At 62.6% G+C, this 22,052-nt stretch carries 20 protein-coding genes; 8 read left to right on the forward strand and 12 right to left on the reverse strand.

What is annotated here, in order from left to right; all coding sequences use genetic code 11:
* Positions 1 to 18: 18 nt before the first annotated feature.
* Complete coding sequence (gene hslO / locus ACIPW4_RS01915) at positions 19 to 918, forward strand: Hsp33 family molecular chaperone HslO (RefSeq protein WP_400654330.1); 900 nt, start codon at positions 19 to 21, stop codon at positions 916 to 918.
* A 179-nt stretch (positions 919 to 1,097) separates the two neighbouring features.
* On the forward strand, positions 1,098 to 2,645 hold the full coding sequence (locus ACIPW4_RS01920; protein ID WP_400654331.1) for a phosphoenolpyruvate carboxykinase: 1,548 nt from the start codon (positions 1,098 to 1,100) through the stop codon (positions 2,643 to 2,645).
* Between the two features lie 57 nt (positions 2,646 to 2,702).
* Here the strand turns inward: ACIPW4_RS01920 and ACIPW4_RS01925 are convergent, their stop codons facing one another.
* Positions 2,703 to 2,975 carry a type II toxin-antitoxin system RelE/ParE family toxin gene (locus ACIPW4_RS01925; protein ID WP_400654333.1) on the reverse strand — a complete coding sequence of 91 codons (273 nt, stop codon included), beginning with the start codon at positions 2,973 to 2,975 and terminating at the stop codon, positions 2,703 to 2,705.
* Positions 2,975 to 3,439, reverse strand: a complete 465-nt coding sequence (locus tag ACIPW4_RS01930; protein ID WP_400654335.1) for a hypothetical protein — start codon at positions 3,437 to 3,439, stop codon at positions 2,975 to 2,977. The genes ACIPW4_RS01925 and ACIPW4_RS01930 overlap by 1 nt, the downstream gene beginning before the upstream one ends.
* A 102-nt stretch (positions 3,440 to 3,541) precedes the next feature.
* Between ACIPW4_RS01930 and ACIPW4_RS01935 the strand changes: the two genes are divergently transcribed.
* Positions 3,542 to 3,982, forward strand: coding sequence for an acyl-CoA thioesterase (locus ACIPW4_RS01935; RefSeq protein ID WP_400654337.1), 441 nt, complete (start codon positions 3,542 to 3,544; stop codon positions 3,980 to 3,982).
* A gap of 56 nt (positions 3,983 to 4,038) precedes the next feature.
* Here ACIPW4_RS01935 and ACIPW4_RS01940 read toward each other — a convergent pair whose 3' ends face one another.
* From ACIPW4_RS01940 to fdhD, 3 genes are all read right to left on the reverse strand, one after another.
* Positions 4,039 to 4,515 (reverse strand): glycine zipper domain-containing protein, encoded by a 477-nt coding sequence (locus ACIPW4_RS01940; protein ID WP_400654338.1) that lies wholly within the window; start codon positions 4,513 to 4,515, stop codon positions 4,039 to 4,041.
* Between the two features lie 212 nt (positions 4,516 to 4,727).
* Positions 4,728 to 7,073, reverse strand: a complete 2,346-nt coding sequence (locus ACIPW4_RS01945; protein ID WP_400654340.1) for an FdhF/YdeP family oxidoreductase — start codon at positions 7,071 to 7,073, stop codon at positions 4,728 to 4,730.
* 5 nt (positions 7,074 to 7,078) lie between these two features.
* Positions 7,079 to 7,909 (reverse strand): formate dehydrogenase accessory sulfurtransferase FdhD, encoded by an 831-nt coding sequence (fdhD, locus tag ACIPW4_RS01950; protein ID WP_400654342.1) that lies wholly within the window; start codon positions 7,907 to 7,909, stop codon positions 7,079 to 7,081.
* A gap of 175 nt (positions 7,910 to 8,084) precedes the next feature.
* Between fdhD and lysM the strand changes: the two genes are divergently transcribed.
* Positions 8,085 to 8,522 (forward strand): peptidoglycan-binding protein LysM, encoded by a 438-nt coding sequence (gene lysM / locus ACIPW4_RS01955; protein WP_079230439.1) that lies wholly within the window; start codon positions 8,085 to 8,087, stop codon positions 8,520 to 8,522.
* Between the two features lie 111 nt (positions 8,523 to 8,633).
* Here the strand turns inward: lysM and yrfG are convergent, their stop codons facing one another.
* Positions 8,634 to 9,296, reverse strand: coding sequence for a GMP/IMP nucleotidase (yrfG, locus tag ACIPW4_RS01960; protein ID WP_400654344.1), 663 nt, complete (start codon positions 9,294 to 9,296; stop codon positions 8,634 to 8,636).
* Positions 9,297 to 9,360: 64 nt separating this feature from the next.
* Between yrfG and nudE the strand changes: the two genes are divergently transcribed.
* Positions 9,361 to 9,927, forward strand: coding sequence for an ADP compounds hydrolase NudE (nudE, locus tag ACIPW4_RS01965; protein WP_400654346.1), 567 nt, complete (start codon positions 9,361 to 9,363; stop codon positions 9,925 to 9,927).
* Positions 9,924 to 10,742: a 3'(2'),5'-bisphosphate nucleotidase CysQ gene (gene cysQ, locus ACIPW4_RS01970; RefSeq protein ID WP_400654347.1), complete on the forward strand. Its 819-nt coding sequence runs from the start codon at positions 9,924 to 9,926 to the stop codon at positions 10,740 to 10,742. Before nudE ends, cysQ begins: the two co-directional genes overlap by 4 nt.
* Positions 10,743 to 10,898: 156 nt before the next feature.
* On the opposite strand, the gene ACIPW4_RS01975 is transcribed toward cysQ, so the two are convergent.
* From ACIPW4_RS01975 to rfbC, 5 genes are read right to left on the reverse strand one after another with little or no spacing between them, the layout of a single operon-like run.
* Positions 10,899 to 11,354, reverse strand: a complete 456-nt coding sequence (locus ACIPW4_RS01975; RefSeq protein ID WP_400654348.1) for a YiiD C-terminal domain-containing protein — start codon at positions 11,352 to 11,354, stop codon at positions 10,899 to 10,901.
* Positions 11,351 to 12,760 (reverse strand): sigma-54-dependent transcriptional regulator, encoded by a 1,410-nt coding sequence (locus ACIPW4_RS01980; RefSeq protein WP_400654349.1) that lies wholly within the window; start codon positions 12,758 to 12,760, stop codon positions 11,351 to 11,353. The genes ACIPW4_RS01975 and ACIPW4_RS01980 overlap by 4 nt, the downstream gene beginning before the upstream one ends.
* Positions 12,757 to 14,571 (reverse strand): ATP-binding protein, encoded by a 1,815-nt coding sequence (locus ACIPW4_RS01985; RefSeq protein WP_400654350.1) that lies wholly within the window; start codon positions 14,569 to 14,571, stop codon positions 12,757 to 12,759. Before ACIPW4_RS01985 ends, ACIPW4_RS01980 begins: the two co-directional genes overlap by 4 nt.
* A gap of 38 nt (positions 14,572 to 14,609) precedes the next feature.
* Complete coding sequence (gene rfbD / locus ACIPW4_RS01990) at positions 14,610 to 15,470, reverse strand: dTDP-4-dehydrorhamnose reductase (RefSeq protein ID WP_400654351.1); 861 nt, start codon at positions 15,468 to 15,470, stop codon at positions 14,610 to 14,612.
* Positions 15,467 to 16,009 (reverse strand): dTDP-4-dehydrorhamnose 3,5-epimerase, encoded by a 543-nt coding sequence (rfbC, locus tag ACIPW4_RS01995; RefSeq protein WP_400654352.1) that lies wholly within the window; start codon positions 16,007 to 16,009, stop codon positions 15,467 to 15,469. Before rfbC ends, rfbD begins: the two co-directional genes overlap by 4 nt.
* A gap of 453 nt (positions 16,010 to 16,462) precedes the next feature.
* Between rfbC and aguA the strand changes: the two genes are divergently transcribed.
* Positions 16,463 to 17,569 carry an agmatine deiminase gene (aguA, locus tag ACIPW4_RS02000; RefSeq protein WP_400654353.1) on the forward strand — a complete coding sequence of 369 codons (1,107 nt, stop codon included), beginning with the start codon at positions 16,463 to 16,465 and terminating at the stop codon, positions 17,567 to 17,569.
* 568 nt (positions 17,570 to 18,137) lie between these two features.
* Here aguA and ACIPW4_RS02005 read toward each other — a convergent pair.
* A complete protein-coding gene (locus ACIPW4_RS02005) occupies positions 18,138 to 20,240 on the reverse strand; it encodes a TonB-dependent receptor (RefSeq protein ID WP_400654354.1) in 2,103 nt (700 codons plus the stop codon).
* A gap of 443 nt (positions 20,241 to 20,683) precedes the next feature.
* Between ACIPW4_RS02005 and ACIPW4_RS02010 the strand changes: the two genes are divergently transcribed.
* Positions 20,684 to 21,973: an OprD family porin gene (locus ACIPW4_RS02010; protein ID WP_400654355.1), complete on the forward strand. Its 1,290-nt coding sequence runs from the start codon at positions 20,684 to 20,686 to the stop codon at positions 21,971 to 21,973.
* Positions 21,974 to 22,052: the final 79 nt, after the last annotated feature.

Below are 22,052 nucleotides of genomic sequence, written 5' to 3' on the forward strand. Positions count from 1 at the left end.
TTCAGATAGCCAAAACCTATGAGCGACTTGCCTGATACCGATTTCACCCAACGTTTCATCTTCGACGAGCGCGATGTACGCGGCGAGTGGGTGTCTCTCGATGACAGCTACGCCGCGGTGCTGGCGCGTCACGAGTACCCGCAGCCGGTGCAGGCGCTGCTGGGCGAACTGATGGCTGCCACCGCCCTGCTGGTGGGCGCACTGAAGTTCGACGGCCTGCTGATTCTGCAGGCGCGCTCCGAAGGCCCGATCCCGTTGCTGATGGTCGAATGCTCGGGCGAGCGTGACATCCGCGGCATGGCCCGCTACGAAGCGGATCAGATCCCGGCCGATGCCACTCTCGAGCAGTTGATGCCAGGCGGTCACTTGACCCTCACCATCGATCCGGTCAAAGGCCAGCGCTATCAGGGCACTGTCGACCTGGACGGCGCCAACCTGTCGGAGTGCTTCACCAACTACTTCGTGCAGTCGCAGCAGCTCAACACCCGCTTCTGGCTCAACGCCGAAGGCGGCAAGGCCCGTGGCCTGCTGCTGCAGCAGCTGCCGCGTGATCGCCAGCCGGATGATGAAGAGCGCGAGGACAGCTGGCAGCATGTGATTGCCCTGGCCAGGACGCTCAAGCCCGAAGAGTGGTCGGAAGACAACGAGACCCTGCTGCACCGCCTTTACCACGAAGACGCGGTGCGCCTGTTCGACATCCAGCCACTGCGCTTCAAATGCAGCTGCTCGCGCGAACGTTCCGGCAATGCTCTGGTCAGTTTGGGCGAGCACGATGCCAAGGCGCTGGTCGAGGAGTGCGGTGGTACGGTGGAGATCGATTGCCAGTTCTGCAACCAGCGCTATTTCTTCGATGCCAGTGATGTGGCGCAACTGTTTGCCGGTGGCGGCACGGAAGCGGCCTCAGAAACTCGCCACTGAAACGTTTAATTTCAGGTGAATCTCCTGTCGAATTGCGCAAAAGCGCAGTTCTGACAGGAGGGGCCTACTTTTTTTGGGCGTTTCTGGCATAATCCGGCCACTTTTTTCGCTGTAGTAGTTTTTTCGAGACAACTACAAAACGTTTGGAGCACTCGGCCTCGGGCCGGATGGGGTATCTCATGACGCAAGCCAACAACACCGTGTACACCGACCTGAGCGTCGATAAGCTGGTTGAAGAAGCGCTGCAACGCGGTGAAGGCGTGCTGGCCGATACTGGCGCACTGGTAGTCGAAACTGGCCACCGTACTGGCCGTTCGCCGGCTGACCGTTTCATCGTCGAAGAACCTTCCACCCAGGACGCCATCGCCTGGGGCCCGATCAACCGCAAGTTCCCGGCCGACAAGTTCGATGCCCTGTGGGCTCGCGTCGAGGCGTTCAACAACGCCCAGGATCACTTCGTTTCCTACGTTCACGTAGGGGCTGCTGCCGAGCACTACCTGCCGGTGAAGATGACCACCCAGACTGCCTGGCAGAACCTGTTCGGTCGTTGCCTGTTCATCAACCCGGAGCAAGGCCAGTTCAACCCGGCCGGTCGCGACCAGTGGCAGATCCTCAACGTTGCCAACTTCGTCTGCGAGCCTGAGCGTGACGGCACCAACTCCGATGGTTGCGTGATCATCAACTTCGCCCAGAAGAAGGTGCTGATCGCTGGCATGCGTTACGCCGGCGAAATGAAGAAAGCCATGTTCTCGGTGCAGAACTTCCTGCTGCCGGCCGCCGACGTGCTGCCGATGCACTGCGCTGCCAACATCGGCGAAGAAGGCGACGTAACCCTGTTCTTCGGCCTGTCCGGCACCGGCAAGACCACCCTGTCGGCTGACGAAAGCCGTTACCTGATCGGTGACGACGAGCACGGTTGGGGCGAAGGTGTTGTCTTCAACATGGAAGGCGGCTGCTACGCCAAGTGCATCGACCTTTCCGAAAAGAACGAACCGGTCATCTGGAAAGCCATCAAGCATGGTGCCGTGCTGGAAAACGTCGTTCTCGATGCCAACAAGCACGCCGACTACGCCGATGTCAGCCTGACCCAGAACAGCCGCGCCGCCTACCCGCTGGAGCACGTCGCCAAGCGCGCCGAAGCCAACCTGGGTGGCGAGCCTAACGCAGTCATCTTCCTGACCTGCGACCTGACCGGTGTTCTGCCTCCAGTTTCGATCCTGAACAACGAGCAGGCGGCCTACCACTTCCTGTCCGGCTACACCGCGCTGGTCGGTTCCACCGAAATGGGTTCGGGCGGCGGCATCAAGTCGACCTTCTCCACCTGCTTCGGCGCACCGTTCTTCCCACGCCCGGCTGGCGAGTACGCCGAACTGCTGATCAAGCGCATCAACGCCTTCGGCTCCAAGGTCTACCTGGTCAACACCGGCTGGACCGGCGGTGGCTACGGTGTTGGCAAGCGTTTCAGCATCCCGACCACCCGTGGCGTGATCGCTGCCATCCAGAGCGGTGCTCTGGTCGGCGCCGAAACCGAGCACCTGGATATCATCAATCTGGACGTGCCGAAGGCCGTTCCGGGCGTTGATACCGAGCTGCTCAACCCACGCGCCACCTGGGCTGACAAGGCTGCCTACGACGAGGCCGCCCAAGGCCTGGCCAAGCTGTTCATCGAAAACTTCAAGAAGTTCGAAGTTTCCGACGCCATCAAGGCTGCTGGTCCAAAGCTGTAAGCTGACCCCGGTCGTAACGAGAAAGCCGCCCTTTGAGGCGGCTTTTTTGCATCTGAGTCATGGCCACTGCTGTCGTGCATGAAGGATGCGAACGATTTCTACGCAACTGTCCACCCTCCGGTAAATCATCACGTAATTTGGCTTCACGACAATTTCTCTCGTGCCCGGATACCTGCCCATCTTGTAGAGTGCTGGCGTTTGGGCCGCACGCCGCGCTTTCTCCCGAAATGTCTCGTCCAGCAAAATAGCTGCGGCAGGGTTGTCCTGCGAAATGTGCTCCATGATGCGAAAACGGTCCTTCAGCGCCATTCTTCGCCAAACCAGACGCATTAGCGAATCTTGGCTTTGAGTTTGGTGCGGTAGGCGGCGAACTGTTGTTCCGCGTCTTCGTCTTCGATGACTGGGGATGCATCTTTGAGGCTTGCTTCAACCTGTGTGGCAAACCACTCTTCATAGGCTGCCGCCTCATGGGCTCGTTTGAGTGCCAGAGCGCGATCAGGACGTTGATAGGTGCTCAGCTGGCTCGGATCGAACGTGGACGCATCGACCTGAAAGTGCTCAATACCAAGGTCGAGCAGGTAGGTCACCAGCGTTTCGAATTTCTTGAACAACCTGACATTGCCACTGCGTTGAGCAATGAGCACATGCTCCTGATGGTTGACATCAATCTGAACAGACCAGCCGCCGGGCTGCCCTACAATATGCGTTGCTTTGATTCGGCCTGATTCTGCCATTCGGCTAAGGTTTGCATGGTCCAACTGATGAGTAGGCACTGGTGTGATTCTCGGTTTCATTAGGGGGCACCATGCTATGCAATCTATAGTTGATTGCGACTATAGGCCTTCCTCACTTGTTGTGGGAAATTTCTCTTTGATGTAACCAACTGTGGATAACTCATGACTGAATCCCCCAACCGCACGGCCTTCTTCCACTTCCACCCGATCCTCACACGCCCGCAGGACAATGACGCCAACGGGCACATCGCCGGTGCTACCGTGCATGGCTTCTTCGAAACCGCCATCCAGGCCTTCCTCGTCGAACAAGCGAATGTGGACCTGCGCGATGGGGAGCTGGCGGCTTTCGTGGTGAGTTCGGCGGCTGACTTCTTCGCCTTGCCGGGCTTCCCGGATGTACTGGAGGTGGGGCTGGGGGTGACACGGCTGGCGGGCAGTACGGTGCAGTACCGCCTGGCGCTTTACCGCCCGGGAGAGATCGATGCGTGTGCGGCAGGCACGGTGGTGCAGGTATTCATCGAGCGTGCCAGTGGCAGGCCGGTGCAGCTGCCCGAGGCCTTGCAGGTAATCCTGACTGGCCTGCAGCTCGAACCGCAGGCATGAAAAAGCCCTGCCGGTGAGGGCAGGGCTCTTGTTACCCGCAGGCTTGGCCTGAGGTATCAGTGACGCCAGTGACGGTGCTTGCGGTGGCCATAGTGGCGGCCACGGTCATAGTGACGACGGTCGTCGTAGTCGCGACGGTAGCGACGGTCGTCATGGCGCTCGTCTTCATCGGCCTTGTTGCCCATGTAGTTACCCAGCGCGCCACCGGCACCGCCACCTGCGGCCGCACCAATGTAGCTACCCGTGGTGCCGCCCACCGAGCGACCGACCACGTTACCGCCCGCCGCGCCCAGTGCGCCACCGATGGCGGCCTCGCCACGCTGGCGCTTGTCGGCACCCAGCGCACCGCCGGCCGCACCGCCCAGACCGGCACCGATGGCGCCGCCGGTGCTACCACCGATGGAGTTGCCCACGACGGAGCCGAGTACCCCACCCAATGCGCCGCCAATGCCAGCCTCGGTATTGCCGCCTGCCATGGCAACGCCGCTGAGCAAGCTGAAAGACAACAACAGAATCGAGGAGTACTTCTTCATCAAGAGAGCCTCATAGGGAAGACGAGGCGAATTTGAGGCTACGGAGGGCGGCTGGCAACGGAAATCCGACGAGTAACACGAGTTGTACACAATTCTCTAAGTTACTGTATTTGCAGTGAAACTTTATTGTTTTTCGCTTGTCAGAGGTATTTATGACAAAGCCCTGGACCTCGCGGAACAGGGCTTTTTCGTTTCTGCCGGGGCATGCTCGCTTACAGGATTCGGCCGTCGTCCCTGGCCCGTTCCAACTTGATCGCAACGAACTTGGATGTCGGCGTATGGCTGCCGTCGCCAATGCTTTCCAGCGGAATCAGCGGGTTCACTTCCGGATAGTACGCCGCCGCCTGCCCGGCAGGGATGTCGAACGCCAGCAATGTGAAGCCATGCACACGGCGCACATGCTCATCGCCCCACAACGAGACGATGTCGACCTTCTGGCCAGGCTGGAAGCCCAGGCGGATGATGTCGGCCTCGTTGGCGAACAGTACCTCGCGCTGGCCGCGCACGCCGCGGTAGCGGTCATCCAGGCCATAAATGGTGGTGTTGTACTGATCGTGGGAGCGCATCGACTGCATGATCAGGTCCGGCAACTGGCCGCTGGCGCGCACACGCTCGTCGATCAGGGTGTCGGGCAGCAGGTTGGCTTTGAAGTTGGCGCGGCCGGTGGTGGTCTTCCACTGACGGCTGCCAGCGCTGTTGCCCAGGTAGAAACCGCCCGGGTGGGCCAGGCGCTGGTTGAAGTCGGCAAAACCGGCAATGGTGTCGCCGATCAGGTCGCGGATACGCGCGTAATCGGCCACCAGCCAGTGCCAGTCCACCGGGTGTTTGCCCAGGGTGGCGGCTGCGATACCGGCGACCACGGCAGGCTCCGAGCGCATGTGAGTCGACAGTGGCTTTAGCTGGCCATTGGAGGCGTGGACCATGCTGAACGAGTCCTCCACGGTGACTGCCTGCGGCCCGTCAGCCTGCAGGTCGATGTCGGTGCGTCCCAGGCATGGCAATATCAACGCCTGCTTGCCGTGGATCAGGTGGCTGCGGTTGAGCTTGGTGCTGATGTGCACGGTCAGTTCGCAGTTACGCAGCGCCTGTGCGGTACGTTCGGTGTCCGGGGTGGCCTGTGCGAAGTTGCCGCCCAGGCCGATGAAGACTTTCGCACGGCCGTCGAGCATGGCGTGGATCGCCTCGACGGTGTTGTGGCCGTTATGCCGTGGCACCCTGAAGTCGAAGCGCTTTTCGATGGCATCGAGCAGGGCCGCCGGTGGGCGCTCGTTGATGCCCATGGTGCGGTCGCCCTGCACATTGCTGTGGCCACGCACCGGGCACAGGCCGGCGCCCGGCACGCCAATGTTGCCGCGCAGCATCTGCAGGTTGACGATTTCCTGGATGGTCGGCACCGAGTGGCGGTGCTGGGTGATGCCCATCGCCCAGCACATGATCACCCGCTTGCCGCGGCAGTACATGCGTGCCGCCAGTTCGACATCGGCCAGCGACAGGCCGGATTGCTCGAGGATGTGCTCCCAGGAGGTGGCGTCTACCGCTGCCAGGTATGCCTCCACGCCATGGCCGTGCTCGGCGATGAACACGTGGTCGAACACCGCCGGCTCGCCTTTGGCCTGCGCTTCGCGCTCCCATTGCAGAACGAACTTGGCCATGCCGCGCAGCAACGCCATGTCGCCGCCCAGTGCCGGGCGGAAGAACGCGGTGTTGGTCGGCCGGTCGCTGTTGGTCAGCATCTCCAGCGGGTTTTGCGGGTGCTGGAAGCGCTCGAGACCACGCTCCTTGAGCGGGTTGACGCACACCACCTGGGCGCCGCGTTTTACCGCGTCGCGCAGCGGGTCGAGCATGCGCGGGTGGTTGGTGCCGGGGTTCTGGCCCAGGACGAAGATCGCATCGGCGTGCTCGAAGTCGTCATAGGTGACGGTGCCCTTGCCGACACCGACGCTCTGGCCAAGGGCCACGCCGCTGGCTTCGTGGCACATGTTCGAGCAGTCGGGGAAGTTGTTGGTGCCGAAGGCGCGCACGAACAGCTGATACAGGTAAGCTGCTTCGTTGCTGGCGCGGCCGGAGGTGTAGAACTCCGCCTGGTCTGGCGTGACCAGCTTGTTCAGCTCACGTGCGATCAGGGCGTAGGCGGCATCCCAGGTGATGGGCTGGTAACGGTCACTCTGTGGGTCATAGACCATTGGCTCGGTCAGGCGGCCCTGGTACTCAAGCCAGTAATCGCTCTGCTGCAGCAGTGCGCTGACGCTGTAGCGAGCGAAGAACGCCGCATCGACGCGACGTTTGGTGGCCTCCCAGTTGACCGCTTTGGCGCCGTTCTCGCAGAACTTGACCATGCCGCTCTCGGGCGAGTCGCCCCAGGCGCAGCCGGGGCAGTCGAAACCACCGTTCTGGTTGGTCTTGAGCAGGGCGCGGATGTTCTTCAGCGCGTTATCGCTGCCGACCCAGGCCTTGGCCACGCTGCGCAGCGCGCCCCAACCACCGGCGGGGCCGTGGTAGGGCTGGTAGCGAGGGCTGGAGGCTGGGGCGTTGTCCGGGAGTTGCTGGTACGAGGTCACGGCTGTTACGACTCCGCCGCTGGGCTGTAGACCCGCGGTGCACTGTGTTTGGGCAGATGAATGAGGTTGAGGTTGTGCTTGCGCGCCCATTGCAGGGCAAGACCGGTGGGTGCCGAGAGGCTGACCAGGGTCTGGATGCCGGCGCGCAGCACTTTCTGGATCAGTTCCAGGCTGCAGCGGCTGGTGACGATGGCCAGGCCGCCTGCGGTGCTGACGCCTTGGCGCAGCAAGGCGCCGATCAGCTTGTCGAGGGCGTTGTGCCGGCCGATGTCTTCACGGCCCATCAGCAATTCGCCCTGGGCGTCCATGAACAGCGCGGCGTGCACGGCGCCGCAATGCTGGCCCAACGGCGTGAATGCATCGATTCGCTCGCGCATGTCCGCCAGCCATTGCGCCGGGGGCAGCGGTGCGCCAGGCAATGCGCTTAGCTCCGGCAGCGCCTGCTCCAGGGCTTCAACCCCGCACAGACCGCAACCGCTGGTGCCGGCCAGCTGACGGCGCTGGTTCTTCAGGTTCCAGAACGCACGGCTGGAAATTTCCAGGTCGGCGTACATCGCCGAGCCGCTGCCGGAAAGCTTCAGGTCGTAGATTTCCGCTGTGCCTTCGACGATGCCGCTGCCGACGCTGAAACCGACCGCGAAGTCTTCCAGATCGGTGGGGCTGACCAGCATTACCGCCTGGTTCAGGCCGTTGTAGGCAATGGCCAGGGCCACTTCTTCGGCCAGCGGCGTGCAGGCGTGTTCGCCGTCACTGAGCTGGACGTAGTCGTAGGTATTGCTGGCGGCGGGAAGGGCCAGAGGCACGGTGGCCGCGCAGACCGGAGGTTTGCTTCGCATCGGGGGGCTTTACTAGCGGCTGTCTGATAGCACCAGACTAGGCCGGTGGGCCGGGCGCGTCTAATCGCTAGGGTCTATGCCTTGATAGACCGCGTCGATTGGTCGCAGAAGGGCGGGGTGGGCAATCCTGGCCTAGACTCCTTGCTCCGAGGTTAACGTCAACAAGGAGCACGTCATGAGCCTGTTCAGTTTCGTGAAGGAAGCCGGCGAGAAGTTGATCGACCTGCTGACTCCCGGCAATGCCAATGCCGAGGAGCAGCTGAAAAAACACGTGGAAAGTGTCGGCCTGGGCAACCCGAACATCTCCGCCACTGTAGAGGGTGACAAGGTCATTCTCAAGGGCGAGGTGGCCAGCCAGGAGGAGAAAGAGAAGATCATTCTTGCCGCCGGCAACATCGAAGGGGTGGCCAGCGTCGATGACCAGATCACCGTGACCGGGCCGGTCGTGGCGGCGGCAAGGTTCGTCACCGTGAAAAAGGGCGACACGCTGTCAGCGATTGCGGTGGTCGCGTATGGCAAGGCCGATTACAACAAGATTTTCGAGGCCAACAAGCCGATGCTCAAGCATCCGGACAAGATCTATCCGGGGCAGGTGCTGCGCATTCCTGACTGATCTTTACCGCTCGTTCCGGCCTCTTCGCGGGTAAACCCGCTCCCACAGGTTAGGCATCACATTCAAATGCGGAGCGGTACCTGTGGGAGCGGGTTTACCCGCGAAAGGGCCCTAAAGGCCAGCCAATAGTTCCCTGTAGTCCTCGACCGCCGCGAATTCCTCGGTATCGCGCGGCTGCGCCTTGCTGTCCGGCTGGCGTACCGCCAGCAGGTGCCCCACGCCAAAGCGCCGCGCACTGCGCAGGATGGCCAGGGTGTCGTCGATGAACAGGCTGCGCTGCGGATCAAAACCGATGTCCGCCTGCAAGGCATCCCAGAACTGCGGGTTTTCCTTCGGGTAGCCGTAATCGTGCGAACTGATCAGCCGCTCGAAATACGGCGCCAGCTCCACCCGCTCAAGCTTCAGCGACAGTGAATCGCGGTGGGCATTGGTGATCATCACCACGCGCTTGCCCGCCTTGCGGATGGCGGCGAGGAAGGTGTCGGCATCCGGTCGCAGGGCAATCAGGTCGGCGATTTCGCGCTTGAGCTCGCGAATCGGCAGTTTCAGCTCGCGGCTCCAGAAGTCCAGGCAGTACCAGTTGAGTGTGCCGGCATTGCGCTCGAACAGTGGCTGCAGTTCCATTTCCGCCATGGCCCGGCTGACCCCGTGCAGCTCGGCATAGCGCTGGGGCAGATGGTCGAGCCAGAAGCGGTTGTCGTAGTGCAGGTCGAGCAGGGTGCCGTCCATGTCCAGCAGGACGGTATCGATGGCGGACCAGGGAAGAACAGGCATGGGAAACTCTCGATCAGTCGGCTAGCCACGGTATAGTAACCCGTTCACGCCAAGGAGCCGCCCCATGCGCCAGAAACCCACCGTCCTCAGTCGCGAAATCGTCGCCAGCAGCCGCCTGTTTCGGGTCGAGGCCGTACAGCTGCGCTTCAGCAATGGCAACGAGCGTACCTATGAGCGCCTGGTTGGCCGTGGCAATGGCTACGGCGCGGTGATGATCGTGGCCATGCTCGATGCCGAGCACGCAGTACTGGTGGAGGAATACTGCGGCGGTACCGACGAATACGAATTGTCGTTGCCCAAAGGCCTGATCGAGCCGGGTGAGGACGTGCTGGCAGCGGCCGAGCGCGAGCTCAAGGAAGAAGCCGGTTTTGGCGCCCGCCAGCTGGAGCACCTGACGGAGTTGTCGCTGTCGCCTGGCTACATGAGCCAGAAGATCCAGGTGGTGCTGGCCAGCGACCTCTACGAGGAGCGCCTGGAGGGCGACGAACCGGAGCCGATGCGGGTCGACATGGTCAACCTGCGCGAGCTCTCGGCCCTGGCCATGCACCCGCAGTTCACCGAGGGGCGGGCGTTGGCGGCGTTGTACCTGGCCCGTGACCTGTTGATCCAGCGGGGGCTGTTCGAAGCATGAACGACCAGCAATTGATGCACGAAGTGGTCAAGCTCGCCCAGCTGGCCGGCGAGGCCATCCTGCCGTTCTGGCGCGTCGACGTGGCGGTGATCAACAAAGCCGACGATTCGCCGGTGACGGCCGCAGACCTGGCTGCGCATCGGATCATTGCCGATGGCTTGTTGGCGCTGGCGCCACAGATCCCGGTGCTGTCCGAAGAGGACTGCAATATCCCTCTGGCCGAGCGCCAGGGCTGGAGCCGCTGGTGGCTGGTCGATCCGCTCGACGGTACCAAGGAGTTCATCGCGGGCAGTGAGGAATTCACCGTCAACATCGCGCTTATCGAGAACGGCGAAGTGGTGTTTGGTGTTGTGTCGATGCCGACTAACGGGCGCTGTTATTTCGGTGGCCGTGGCTTTGGCGCCTGGCGCTCTGATGGCGCTGCCGAAGCGCTTACTGTTCAAGTACGCAACGCGCCGCCTGCCGATGGCCGCTTCACCGTAGTGGCCAGCCGTCGTCATTCCAGCCCCGAGCAGGAAGCGCTGCTGGCTGGCCTGAGTGCCGCCGTGGGTGAACTGGAGCTGGCGAACATCGGCAGCTCGCTGAAATTCTGCCTGCTTGCCGAAGGCAGCGCCGACTGCTACCCGCGCCTGGCGCCGACTTCGCAGTGGGACACGGCGGCGGCTCAGGGTGTGCTGGAGGGGGCCGGTGGCGAGGTGATCGAAGTGGATGGCCAACCGTTCCGCTACCCGGCGCGTGAGTCGCTGCTCAATCCGTTCTTCCTGGCGTTGCCGGCCAAGGCTGCCTGGCGCCAGGCATTCCTGAGCCTGATCTGACCTTTGGCCGCTCACTGTCCTTGTGGGAGCGGCCTTGTGTCGCGAAAGGGCTGCGCAGCAGCCCCGGCAATTTATGCTTTGAGCTGAGATCTTGGGGGCAGCTGCGCGCCCCTTTCGCGACGCAAGGCCGCTCCCACAGGGATCGCGCCAGCCTTGTCAGCGGTGCAGGACGTACTGCCCGCTGAAGGTGACGGCGGGCTCGTCACTGCCGGCATTGCTGACGGTGGTCGCCAGCGTCAGCCGGGCCCGGCCACGGCGCTGGTACATCGTCAGGAACCGCTCCCAGGTCTTTTCGTCCGGTGCCGCGCAGCGCGCCACCGCTGCACCGGTCACCGGCAGCGGATAACTGATCTGGCCCTCCTGGATGACAATATGCCCGTCATCGATGCCCAGTTCGCGCAGGCGCAGGTGCAGCCAGCCCCAACCTACCAGCACCGCGGCGCAGTACAGGCTGCCGCCGAACATGGTGCTCTTGTGGTTGACGTTGGCCGCCAGCGGCAGTTGCAGCCGCAGGGCCTGGGCTTGCCAGTCGATGACTTCCAGGCCCATTTCACGTGTGAGTGGAATGTCACCGTGCAGTACGGACTGCAGGTATTGGCTATCGGAACTCATGGGCGATTTTCCTCGTGGTCGTCGCTGGCGCTGCTACCGCCTTCGAAATGCAGGCCGTGCTTGCGCAGCTTGTCGTGCAGGGTCTTGCGCGGGATGCCGAGGGCTTCGGCGAGGCTGCGCATGGAGCTGTGAGGCTGGGCCAGTTCGGCGGCGATCAGCGAGCGCTCGAACTGCTCGACCTGTTCGCTGAGGTTGCCCAGCAGGATCGGCGTCGCTGGGGCGGCAGCCGCCGGCGCCTGGCTATCCAGGGCCAGCTCCAGGCCCAGGGCAAAGCGTTCGGCGGCGTTCTGCAGTTCGCGCACGTTGCCCGGCCAGTCATGGCGCAGCAGCATGGCCCGCTGGGCCGGTTGCAGGTTGTGAGATGGCAGGGCATGGCGCTGGCTGGCGGCATCGGCGAAGTGCTGGAACAGCACCAGGATGTCATCGCCGCGTTCGCGCAAAGGGGGGATGCGCAGCGGCGCGACGTTCAGGCGGTAGTAGAGGTCGGCGCGGAAGCGGCCCTGGTCGGCAGAAGTACGCAGGTCTTCCTTGGTGGCCGCGATGATACGGATATCCAGCGGGATGAGCTGGTTGCCACCGAGCCGCTCGACTACCCGCTCCTGCAACAGGCGCAGCAGCTTCACCTGCACGTCCAGGCTCATGCTCTCGATCTCGTCGAGGAACAGCGTGCCGCCGTTGGCGAACTCGAACTTGCCGATGCGGCGCTTCTGCGCGCCGGTGAAGGCGCCTGGTTCGTGGCCGAACAGTTCGCTTTCGACTACCGACTCGGCCAGCGCGCCAGCATTGATGGCCACGAACGGGCCTGCGCGGCGGCTGGACAGGTCGTGCAGGGCGCGGGCGACCACTTCTTTGCCGGCACCGGTTTCCCCCAGTATCAACACGTCGGCACGGGTGCCCGCCAAGGCGCCGATCTGTTCACGCAGGCGCTGCATCGACGGCGACTGGCCGACCAGGCGGGTGGTCAGCTGCTGGCGGTCGCTCAGGGCCAGGCGCAGGCTGCGGTTGTCCAGCACCAGGCGGCGCAAGGCCAGAGCACGGCGCACGCTGTCGAGCAGGGCGTCGCTGGCGAAGGGCTTTTCCAGGAAGTCGTAAGCACCGGCACGCATGGCCTGCACGGCCAGGGGCACATCGCCGTGGCCGGTGATCAGCAGCACCGGCAGTTCACTGTCGCGGCCGTGCAATTGCTCCAGCAGCTGCAGGCCGTCGATGCCGGGCATGCGGATGTCGCTGACCACCACGCCCGGCCAGTCGGGCTCGATGCGCTCGGCCAGGCCTTGTGCGTCAGCCAGGGCGACCACCTTCAGCCCTGCCAGGTCGAGGGTCTGGCTCAAGGCCTGGCGCAGGTGCGGGTCGTCATCGACCAGAATCACCTGGGCCTGGCTGTCGATGTAAGGCTCGGTCGTCATGCCGAGGGATCCTCCGAGGTGGGTAAGGTGGCGCCGGGTGCGGCCACGCGCAGTTGCAGGGTGAGCAGGGCGCCACCTTCCGGGTGGTTGGCCAGCAGCAGCTCACCGCCCAGAGCGCGCATCAGGCTTTCGCAGATCGCCAGGCCCAAGCCCAGGCCCTGGGTGCGGGTCTTGGTGGTGAAGAACGGCTCCTTGGCGTGCTCCATGGCCTGGCGGCTGAAGCCCGGGCCGTTGTCGCGAATGTACAGGTAGACGCAGTCATCGCGCTGTTCGGCACTCAGCCACAGGCGCCGCGGGTTGGCCTTTTCGGTCAGGGCGTCAAGGGCGTTGGCCAGCAGGTTGCCAAGTACCTGGCGCAGGCGGGTTTCGCCGGCCTGCACCCACAGGGTGGCCTCGGGCAGGTCGCGGATCAGCTCCACTGCCATCGCCCGGCGGCGCTTGGCCAGCAGAGCCAGGGCGTCATCCAGCGCCGGTTGCAGGGCCACGCTTTCCGGGGCGTGGCGGTCGCGGCGGGCGAAGGCGCGCAGGTGGGCGATGATCGAAGCCATGCGTCCGGTCAGTTCACCAATCAGCTTGAGGTTGCCGCGGGCGTCCTCGGTGCGTTGGTGGTCGAGGAGGATTTCGGCGTTTTCCGCGTAGCTGCGGATTGCCGCCAAGGGCTGGTTGAGCTCGTGGCTGATGCTTGCCGACATGGTGCCGAGCACCGACAGCTTGCCGGCCTGGACCAGCTCGTCCTGGGCGCGCACCAGCTCCTGCTGGGCATTTTCGCGCTCCAGCACGGCACTTTTCAGCCGGGTGTTGAGGCCTTCGAGGGCGGCGGTACGCTCGACCACGCGTGTTTCCAGCTCCTGCCGGCCACGGGCCTCGAAGTCGATGCGGTCGATGTAGTGGCGGCGCCGCTGCATCAACAGGCCGGCGAACAGCATCAACACCAGCAGCGCCCCGGCGCCGATGGCCATGACCGTCTGCACCGAGCGATCGACCAGCAGGCGCGGGGCGAGGATGCTCACCTGCCAGCCGGTTTCCTTGATGTCGCGGGTCTGGGTGAGCCAGGCGTCCTGGTTGAGCATGAGGGGTTGCGGGGCCTGGGTCGGGTAGGGCTGGATGGCGATGATCGCCTGGCGCTCGGCTTCGGTCAGCGCACGGGTGGCGCGAAAACGCCAATCGGGGCGCGAGGTGAGGATCACCACGCCGTTGTGGTCGGTCAGCAGCAATTGTTCCGGGGTGCGGCCCCAGAGGGTTTCGGTGTGGTCCAGGTCGACCTTGACCACCAGCACGCCAACGATACGCTCCCTGTCGTGCACGGCGGCAGCGAAGAAATAGCCGCGTTTGGCCGAGGTGGTGCCCTGCCCGAAGAAGCGCCCCAGGTGGCCGGCCATGGCCTCGTTGAAGTACGGGCGGAAGGAGAAATTGCGGCCGACGAAGCTGTCCTGCTTGTCCCAGTTGGAGGCGGCCAGGGTGTTGCCGCTGACGTCCATCAGGTACATCACCTCGGCCCCGGTCTGTTGGACGATGTGCTTGAGCAGGCGGTTGGCGTTGGTGACCGCCTCGAGGCGCAACGGGTCGGCCAGCACGCCGCGCAGCGCCGGCAGGTCGCCGAGGATCTGCGGCAGGGTTTCGTAGCGGTGCAGGGTGCCGAGCAGGTTGGCGACGTACAGGTCGAGGGTCTGGCGGTTCTGCGAGGCCAGTTCGTCCTGATAGTAGCGCTCGGCCAGATGGTGCAGTGGCCACAGCACGGGAGCCAGACACAGGGCCAGCAGGGCCAGGCTGCGCCAGCGGGGACGGCGAGGGGGTGTGGGTTTTGCAATCATCGCGTAAGAGCGCCAGATGGGTCTGGCGCAATTATGCGCTACTTGAGGCAGTCGATCAGCGCTTGCTGCCAGTGCGGCATATGCACGCCCCACTCGCGGGCCAGGCGTGCGCAGTCCAGGCGTGAGTTGGCCGGGCGGCGCGCCGGGGTCGGATACTCGCTGGAAGGGATCGCCAATAGCTCGGCGCAGGGCAGACCTCGCGCCTTGAGCTGTTCGCCAATGGCCTGGGCGAAGCCGAACCAGGACGTTTCGCCCTGGGCGGCCAGGTGATAGGTGCCCCAGGCGCCGCGCTGCCCGGCTTGCCAGCGCTCGATCAGCGCCCGGGTGGCGACAGCGATGGTCGTGGCCCAGGTGGGGGCGCCTATCTGGTCGTCGACCACGCGCAGCTGCGGTTTTTCCTGCAGCAGGCGCTGCATGGTCAGCAGAAAGTTGCGCCCGTAAAGCGAATAGACCCAGCTGGTGCGCAGGATCAGGTGCTCGCCATCCACCGCAGCAATGGCTTGCTCCCCGGCCAGTTTGCTGCGGCCGTAGACACCCAGCGGGTTGGGGGGGTCGAGCTCGGTGTAGGGCAGGGTCTTTTCGCCATCGAACACATAGTCGGTCGAGTAATGGATCAGCGGCGCGCCCAGGTGCACGGCTTCTTCGGCCAGCACGCGCGGGCCTTCAGCGTTGATCGCGAAGGCCAGGTCCGGTTCGCTTTCAGCCTGGTCCACCGCAGTGTGGGCGGCGGCATTGATGATCAATTGCGGGGCCAGGCGCCGCAGCGGATCGCGCAGTGCTTCGGGCCGGGCCATGTTCAGTCGCTCGCGGCCAAGCACGTGGATTTCGCCCAGCCCGCTCAATTGCGCCTGCAGGGCCTGAGCGACCTGGCCATTGTGGCCACAGACGAGAATTTTCATGGGAACAGGTCCGCGTCTTTCAACAGCACGGCAGCCTGGTCCTTGGCCGACAAGGTCGGGTTCTGCACGCCCCAGTCGATGGCCAGATCAGGGTCGTCCCAGCGGATCGAGCGCTCGGCGGCGGGGTTGTAGTAGTCGGTGGTCTTATACAGGAAGTCGGCCGTTTCGCTCAGCACCAGGAAGCCATGGGCGAACCCGGGCGGTATCCAGAACTGCAGGTGGTCGGTGGCGGTGAGCCGCCGGGCTACCCAGCGGCCGAAGAACGGCGAACTGCGGCGTATGTCCACAGCGACGTCCAGTACTTCGCCCTGCACCACGCGCACCAGTTTCCCCTGGGGGTTGTCGATCTGGTAATGCAGGCCGCGCAGCACGCCGCGCTGGGAGCGCGAATGGTTGTCCTGGACAAAGTGGCCGTCGAAGCCGGTCTGCTTCTTGAATTCGCGGGCATTGAAGCTTTCGAAGAAGAAGCCACGGCTGTCGCCGAAGACCTTCGGTTCGATGATGACTACGTCGGGTATCTCGGTCGCTATGATGTTCATGGAAATTCTTCGGTCAGTGTGCTGAGGGTCCGACCTTGAAAGGTCCGCGCTAAGTCCGCCGTCTTGGCAAACTGAGCCTAGATCGGCTGTCGGTGAGCCAGCACGCGCCCACCTGTCGATTTCATCTTCGCACAGGGTTATCGGCCACAAGCCCGGCTTCCCCAGTACAAAGATGAAACAGGTTTCATCTTGAGGCTTTTTGGCATGCCGATGCAGCCTGCGCCAAGCGATTATATCGAACGTAGAGTGTCCAGAGATCCAGGCTTGCCGTTTATCGATTAATATCCGCAAAAATACGAAATTTGTACGCTATTAGTAGTTGGTAAGGCTTTTAAAGTCGATATGTATCGGTTATAAATTAGCCAGTCGCGGCGGACATGACGCACCGTCGGAAATGTCACATTCACTTGCTATCCATCGACCATCGGCCCAGTGCCTTTGCAGAGGTTACCCATGAAAACCCTCAACTCTACCCCCCGCGCCGACGGTTTCCACATGCCCGCCGAATGGGCCCCGCAAAGCCAGGTCTGGATGGTCTGGCCAGAGCGCTCGGACAACTGGCGCCTGGGCGGCAAACCAGCACAGGCGGCCCATGTCACGCTGGCCAAGGCAATCGCCCGCTTCGAACCGGTAACGGTGGCCGTTTCCGCCGGCCAGTATGAAAATGCCCGGCGCCAGCTCGACCTGCCGAACATTCGTGTGGTGGAAATCAGTAACGATGACGCCTGGGTGCGTGACACCGGCCCGACTTTCGTGATCAACGACCACGGCGAAGTGCGCGGCGTCGACTGGGGCTTCAACGCCTGGGGTGGTTTCGACGGCGGTCTGTATGCGCCCTGGAACCGCGATGAAGAACTGGCGGCCAAGGTGCTGGAGATGGAGCGCTGCCAGCGCTACCACACCGAAGGCTTCGTGCTTGAAGGTGGTTCGATCCACGTCGATGGCGAAGGCACCCTGATCACCACCGAAGAGTGCCTGCTCAACCGCAACCGCAACCCGCACCTGAACCGCGAGCAGATCGAAGACATCCTGCGCGAGCAGCTGGCGGTGGAAACCATCGTCTGGTTGCCCGATGGCCTGTACAACGACGAAACCGATGGCCATGTCGACAACTTCTGCTGTTACGTAAGCCCAGGCGAAGTGTTACTGGCCTGGACCGATGATTCCAACGACCCCAACTACGCCCGTTGCCACGCCGCCTACGAGGTGTTGAAAAACACCCGGGATGCCAAAGGCCGCGAGTTCGTGGTGCACAAGATGCCGATCCCTGGCCCGCTGTTCGCCACTGAAGAAGAGTGCGCCGGCGTCGATCAGGTGGCCGGTAGCCAGGAGCGCGACCCGTCGGTGCGCCTGGCCGGTTCGTACGTGAACTTCCTGATCGTCAACGGCGGCATCATTGCACCGAGCTTCAATGACCCGGCAGATGCCCAGGCCAGAGCGATTCTGGCCAAGGTCTTCCCGGGCCACGAAGTGGTGATGATCCCAGGCCGTGAGCTGCTGCTCGGCGGTGGCAACATCCATTGCCTGACCCAGCAGCAGCCGGCACCGGTCAAGCGCTGACACAGGCCACACGAAGAAGCCCGTCGGATGACGGGTTTTTTTTTGCCCAGACGGTGTCCGGTAGGCGGTATGGCATATGTTTTGTATTGTTTTTCAGGGAGTTACCCAGGCAGGCCGGGCACACCGTTCTGTAACAATCAAGACGTAGATTAGCCGCTCACGGGCCCAGGGAGTACGTGTAGACATGAACGCAGCAAGTGAGACGGCTTTGCGCCCATCGGCAGTGAATCACCAATCGCTCAGGGTTCTGACGCAGTGGTTGAAACACCATGGAGGCAAACGGGTCAGGACGACCGACCCACGACGTCTGCTTGACGGCCGCTATCCTCAAGGGCTGATCAGCGATGCTGAGCTGGATGCGCTGCTGGGGATCTGGCACTGAGCAGGGCAGGATCCCGCCCCATGAAAAACGCCACCGCTATTGCGGTGGCGTTTTCGTTTGTGGGTAGCCTGTGCTGGCCTCTTCGCGGGTAAACCCGCTCCCACAGGGACTGTGTAAGGCCCGAGGCTTGGGGTGTCCCTGTGGGAGCGGCTTTAGCCGCGAAGAGGGCGGTACAGGCCGCCAAAGTCAGAAGCTGTAGGTACCGGTTACCACCAGACTGCGCGGGTCGCCGAACTGGATCTGCGCGGCGCTGGTGGCCGAGCTGTAGTAGGTCTTGTCGGTGATGTTGCTCAGCGCTGCCCGCACATCCCAGTCATGGGTACGGAAACCCGCCAGCGCATCCCAGCGGCCATAGCCTGGCAGCACCGTGGTGTTCTGGTTGTCGGCATAGCGTTCGCCCACCAGCGTCAGCCCGGTTTCGGCATACCAGCCAAGTTCTGGTTTCCAGGTCACGAACAGGCTGGCGTTGCGTTTGGCCACATCGTTGATGCGGTTGCCTTCCAGGCCATTGTTGTCCTTGACGATGGTGGCATCCTGCAAACCGATGCCGCCACGCACGTACCAGTTGCCGACGATATTGCCTGTGGCAGTGAGCTCGATGCCGCGCGAGCGCTGAAGGCCACTGAGCAGGGTGATTTCCGGATTGTTCGGGTCGCGAGTACGGCGGTTGTAGAGTTCCAGTACATAAATGGCCAGGGTGGTGCTGAGGCGTTCGTCCAGCCAGTCGCTCTTCACCCCGATCTCTTTCTGCCGGGTCAGCTCGGGGCTGGTGTCGTTGCTGTTGCCCGGCGCGCCTGGAGTAATGCCGATCAAACCGCCGCCCACGGGCGAGAATGTCTTGCTCCACGACGCATAGAAAGAGTGGTCGCGCCAAGGGGTGTAGACCACGCCCAGGCGCGGGCTGGTGGTGGTGCTGTCCTGTTTCTCGGACAAATTGCGGACCTTGTTGGTGGTCTCTACCTCGAACTGGTCGAAACGTACCCCGGCCAGCAATTGCCACTGGTCATTCAGGCGGATCTGGTCCTGCAGGTAGAGGCCACGGCTGTCGACCACGGTGTGGTTGTCGCTCGACACCACCATGCGGCCATTGTGCTGCAGGCTGCGGTCAGGGTTGTAGACGTTCAGGCTGGGTACCGGGCTGCCCCCGGCCGACACCGGTGCGGCGGTGTACAGCGTCGGGTCACGGCGCTGATTGCCGAATTCCAGCCCGATCAACAGCGTGTGCTCCAGGCCAAGGGTGGTGAAATCACCTTCGGCTTCCAGGTTGTTGAACAGGTTGCGGGTGGTCAGGTCTTGCTGCCAGCGTTGGCGGGTCACCGTCTGGTTGGCGGGGTTGTAGCCGGTCAGGTAGGTGTTGTCGAACTCGCTGTCGAGCTTGAACAGGCCGAGGGTGTGGCGCAATTGCCAGGTCTCGTTGAGCTGGTAGTTCAGGCGAGAACGCAACGATTGCGCACGGTCGTCGATGTAGTCGCGTTGGGTGTCGCCATAGGTGGTGCTGCGGCCGACATCCGCCGGGCGCCCGTCGACACCGGGAATGCCACGGTCTGGCGTGCGGTTGTAGCGGCTGTACTCGTACTGCACCAGCCAGTTGAGGTCGGGTGAAAGCTGCCAGCTCATCGAGGGGGCGAACAGTTGCCGGCTACCGTCGATGCCATCGCGGAAGCTGTTGTTGTCCTGGTTGCCCATGTTCAGGCGCAGGCTGATATTGTCGCTGGGGTCGGCGCTGAGGTCGGCGTACAGGCTGCGCAGGTCTTCACTGCCACCCTGGGCTTCGATCGACGAGCGCCGACCCTGCTCTGGCGCCTTGCTCACCCGGTTGACGATGCCACCCTGGCTGCCACGGCCATAAAGCACGGCTGCCGGCCCCTTGAGCACCTCCACCCGTTCGATGTTGTGGAGGTCGCGAATGTACTGGCTGTCGTCGCGAATGCCGTCCAGGTAGAAGTCGTTGCTCGCCTCGAAGCCACGAATACGGATGCTGTCGAAGCGGGTATCGGCACCGCTGCTGACGTTTGGAATGCCCTCCAGGGCCTTGCCCAGCGTGTTGTTGCCGTAGTCCATCACGTTGGCGGTCTTCACCGTGTCGATGGCTTGCGGCACATAGCGCACCGGTGTCGAGGTGCGGGTGGCTGTGCTGACCTCCTTTACCCGTGGGTTGTCTTGTTCACGCTCGCTTTCGGCAGTTACCGAGAGTTCGGGAAGCGTGGTGCTGGAGGCGCTGGCCAGGCTGGCGCTGAATAGCAGCGACAGGCCAAGGCTGACGGAGGACAGGCGATAAGGGGCAAGCATCAGTACATCCGGGCAGTGGGAAATGAAAACAGGCGCGAATGGTAATGCTTGTTATTTACTGTCGCTTGGGTATTTGTAAAGGCTTGTCTTTACATATGTATCAGTTTGTAAATGCTTCTTTTTCAAGCATTGGAACTGAAAAATCCTACAGAAGATAAAATGCCTGCCGATTGCATGAGCCGATATGGAAATGCACCAGCCAGAGCGGTGTAATTGGTTATATCAACCTGAATTTCACGATTTTTTGACATTTGTAACCTCACACGGCTAGGATTCGGCCAACGCTTGCTGGCCATGCTTTGGCCAGGCTGCTGTTCAGGCCCGCCACGCCAATGTCGGCGGGCTTTTCAGTTCGGATCCGCATAGCGTCGAACCTACGAAGGGGCGTTGGTTCCTGGCGTAATCGTGCAAAGCGTTTTTGATTTAGAAATAAGGAAAACAAGATGTTGAAAACCAGGATCAGCCTGCTCGCCCTGGCGATGATCGCCGCGACCCAGGCACAGGCCAACGAACAGGCCGAAAGCAAGGGCTTCGTCGAGGACAGCCACGCCAGCGTCCTTCTGCGCAACGCTTACATCAAGCGTGACAAGAAGCACGACAAGAGCGACCAGAGCGAATGGGGCCAGGCGTTCATCGGCAAATTCTCTTCCGGTTTCACCCAAGGCACCGTAGGCGTGGGCGTTGACGCCTTCGGCCTGTATGCACTGCGCCTGGACGGCGGCAAAGGCCGCAACGGCGCTGCCGGTATCGACTTCTTCAAGGCCAGCGACAGCGACCCGAAGAACTCGCCGCACAACCTGGCCCGCGGTGGCGCTGCCATCAAGTTCCGCGTCTCCAACACCGTGCTCAAGTACGGTGACATGATGCCCGAGCTGCCGGTGCTGCAGTACGACGACAGCCGCCTGCTGCCCGAAAGCTACACCGGTACCTTCATCACCTCCAAGGAGATCGAAGGCCTGGAGCTGAATGCCGGTCACTTCACCGAGGAAGCGCGCAAGAGCGCCGAGGGTCGCGACAGCGGCCACTTGAAGACGATCGATGTGTTCGGTGGCAGCTACAAGTTCACCGATAACTTCACCGCCTCCGCCTACACGTCGAACATCGAAGACGTGATGAAGAAGCACTACCTGGGCCTGAACTATGTCTTCCCGATCGCGGCAGACCAGTCCCTGACCCTGGACTTCAACGGCTACAAGTCGGACATCAACAGCAAGTACGTCCAGAAAGCCGAGCTGACCGGTGACGAAAACACCATCTGGAGTCTGGCGGCCACCTACGCCTTCGGCCCGCACTCGGTGACCCTGGCGCACCAGCGCAGCACCGGCAGCACCGGCTACAACTACGGCTGGTATCAGGACCGCGGTGGCGTGGGTGACGGTGGTTCGACCATCTACCTGGCCAACTCCTACTGGTCCGACTTCAATGCCGAGGACGAGCGCTCCTGGCAGCTGGCCTATGGCCTGGACTTCGGCGCCTTCGGTATGCCGGGCCTGACCTACAAGATTGCCTACGTGGCGGGTGACAACATCAACACCCACGGCTTCGGTGAAGGTAAAGAGCGCGAAATCTTCAACCAGCTGCGCTACGTCGTTCAGGACGGCCCGGCCAAGGACCTGTCGGTCAAGCTGCGTGGTTCCTGGCTGCGTACCAACAACGCGGTACAGCAGAACGGCTACAACGACGACGGCAACGAAGTCCGCGTATTCGTCGAGTACCCGATCAGCATCTTCTGATCCTGACCGAGCGTCTTGAGCAGCCCCCGGCCTATGCCGTAATGCTGTTCACTTAAGTGCGATGTCACACTGTTTGGGG

Origin of the sequence: Pseudomonas sp. NPDC089996 (assembly GCF_044748405.1) — a bacterium.
GTDB lineage: Bacteria > Pseudomonadota > Gammaproteobacteria > Pseudomonadales > Pseudomonadaceae > Aquipseudomonas.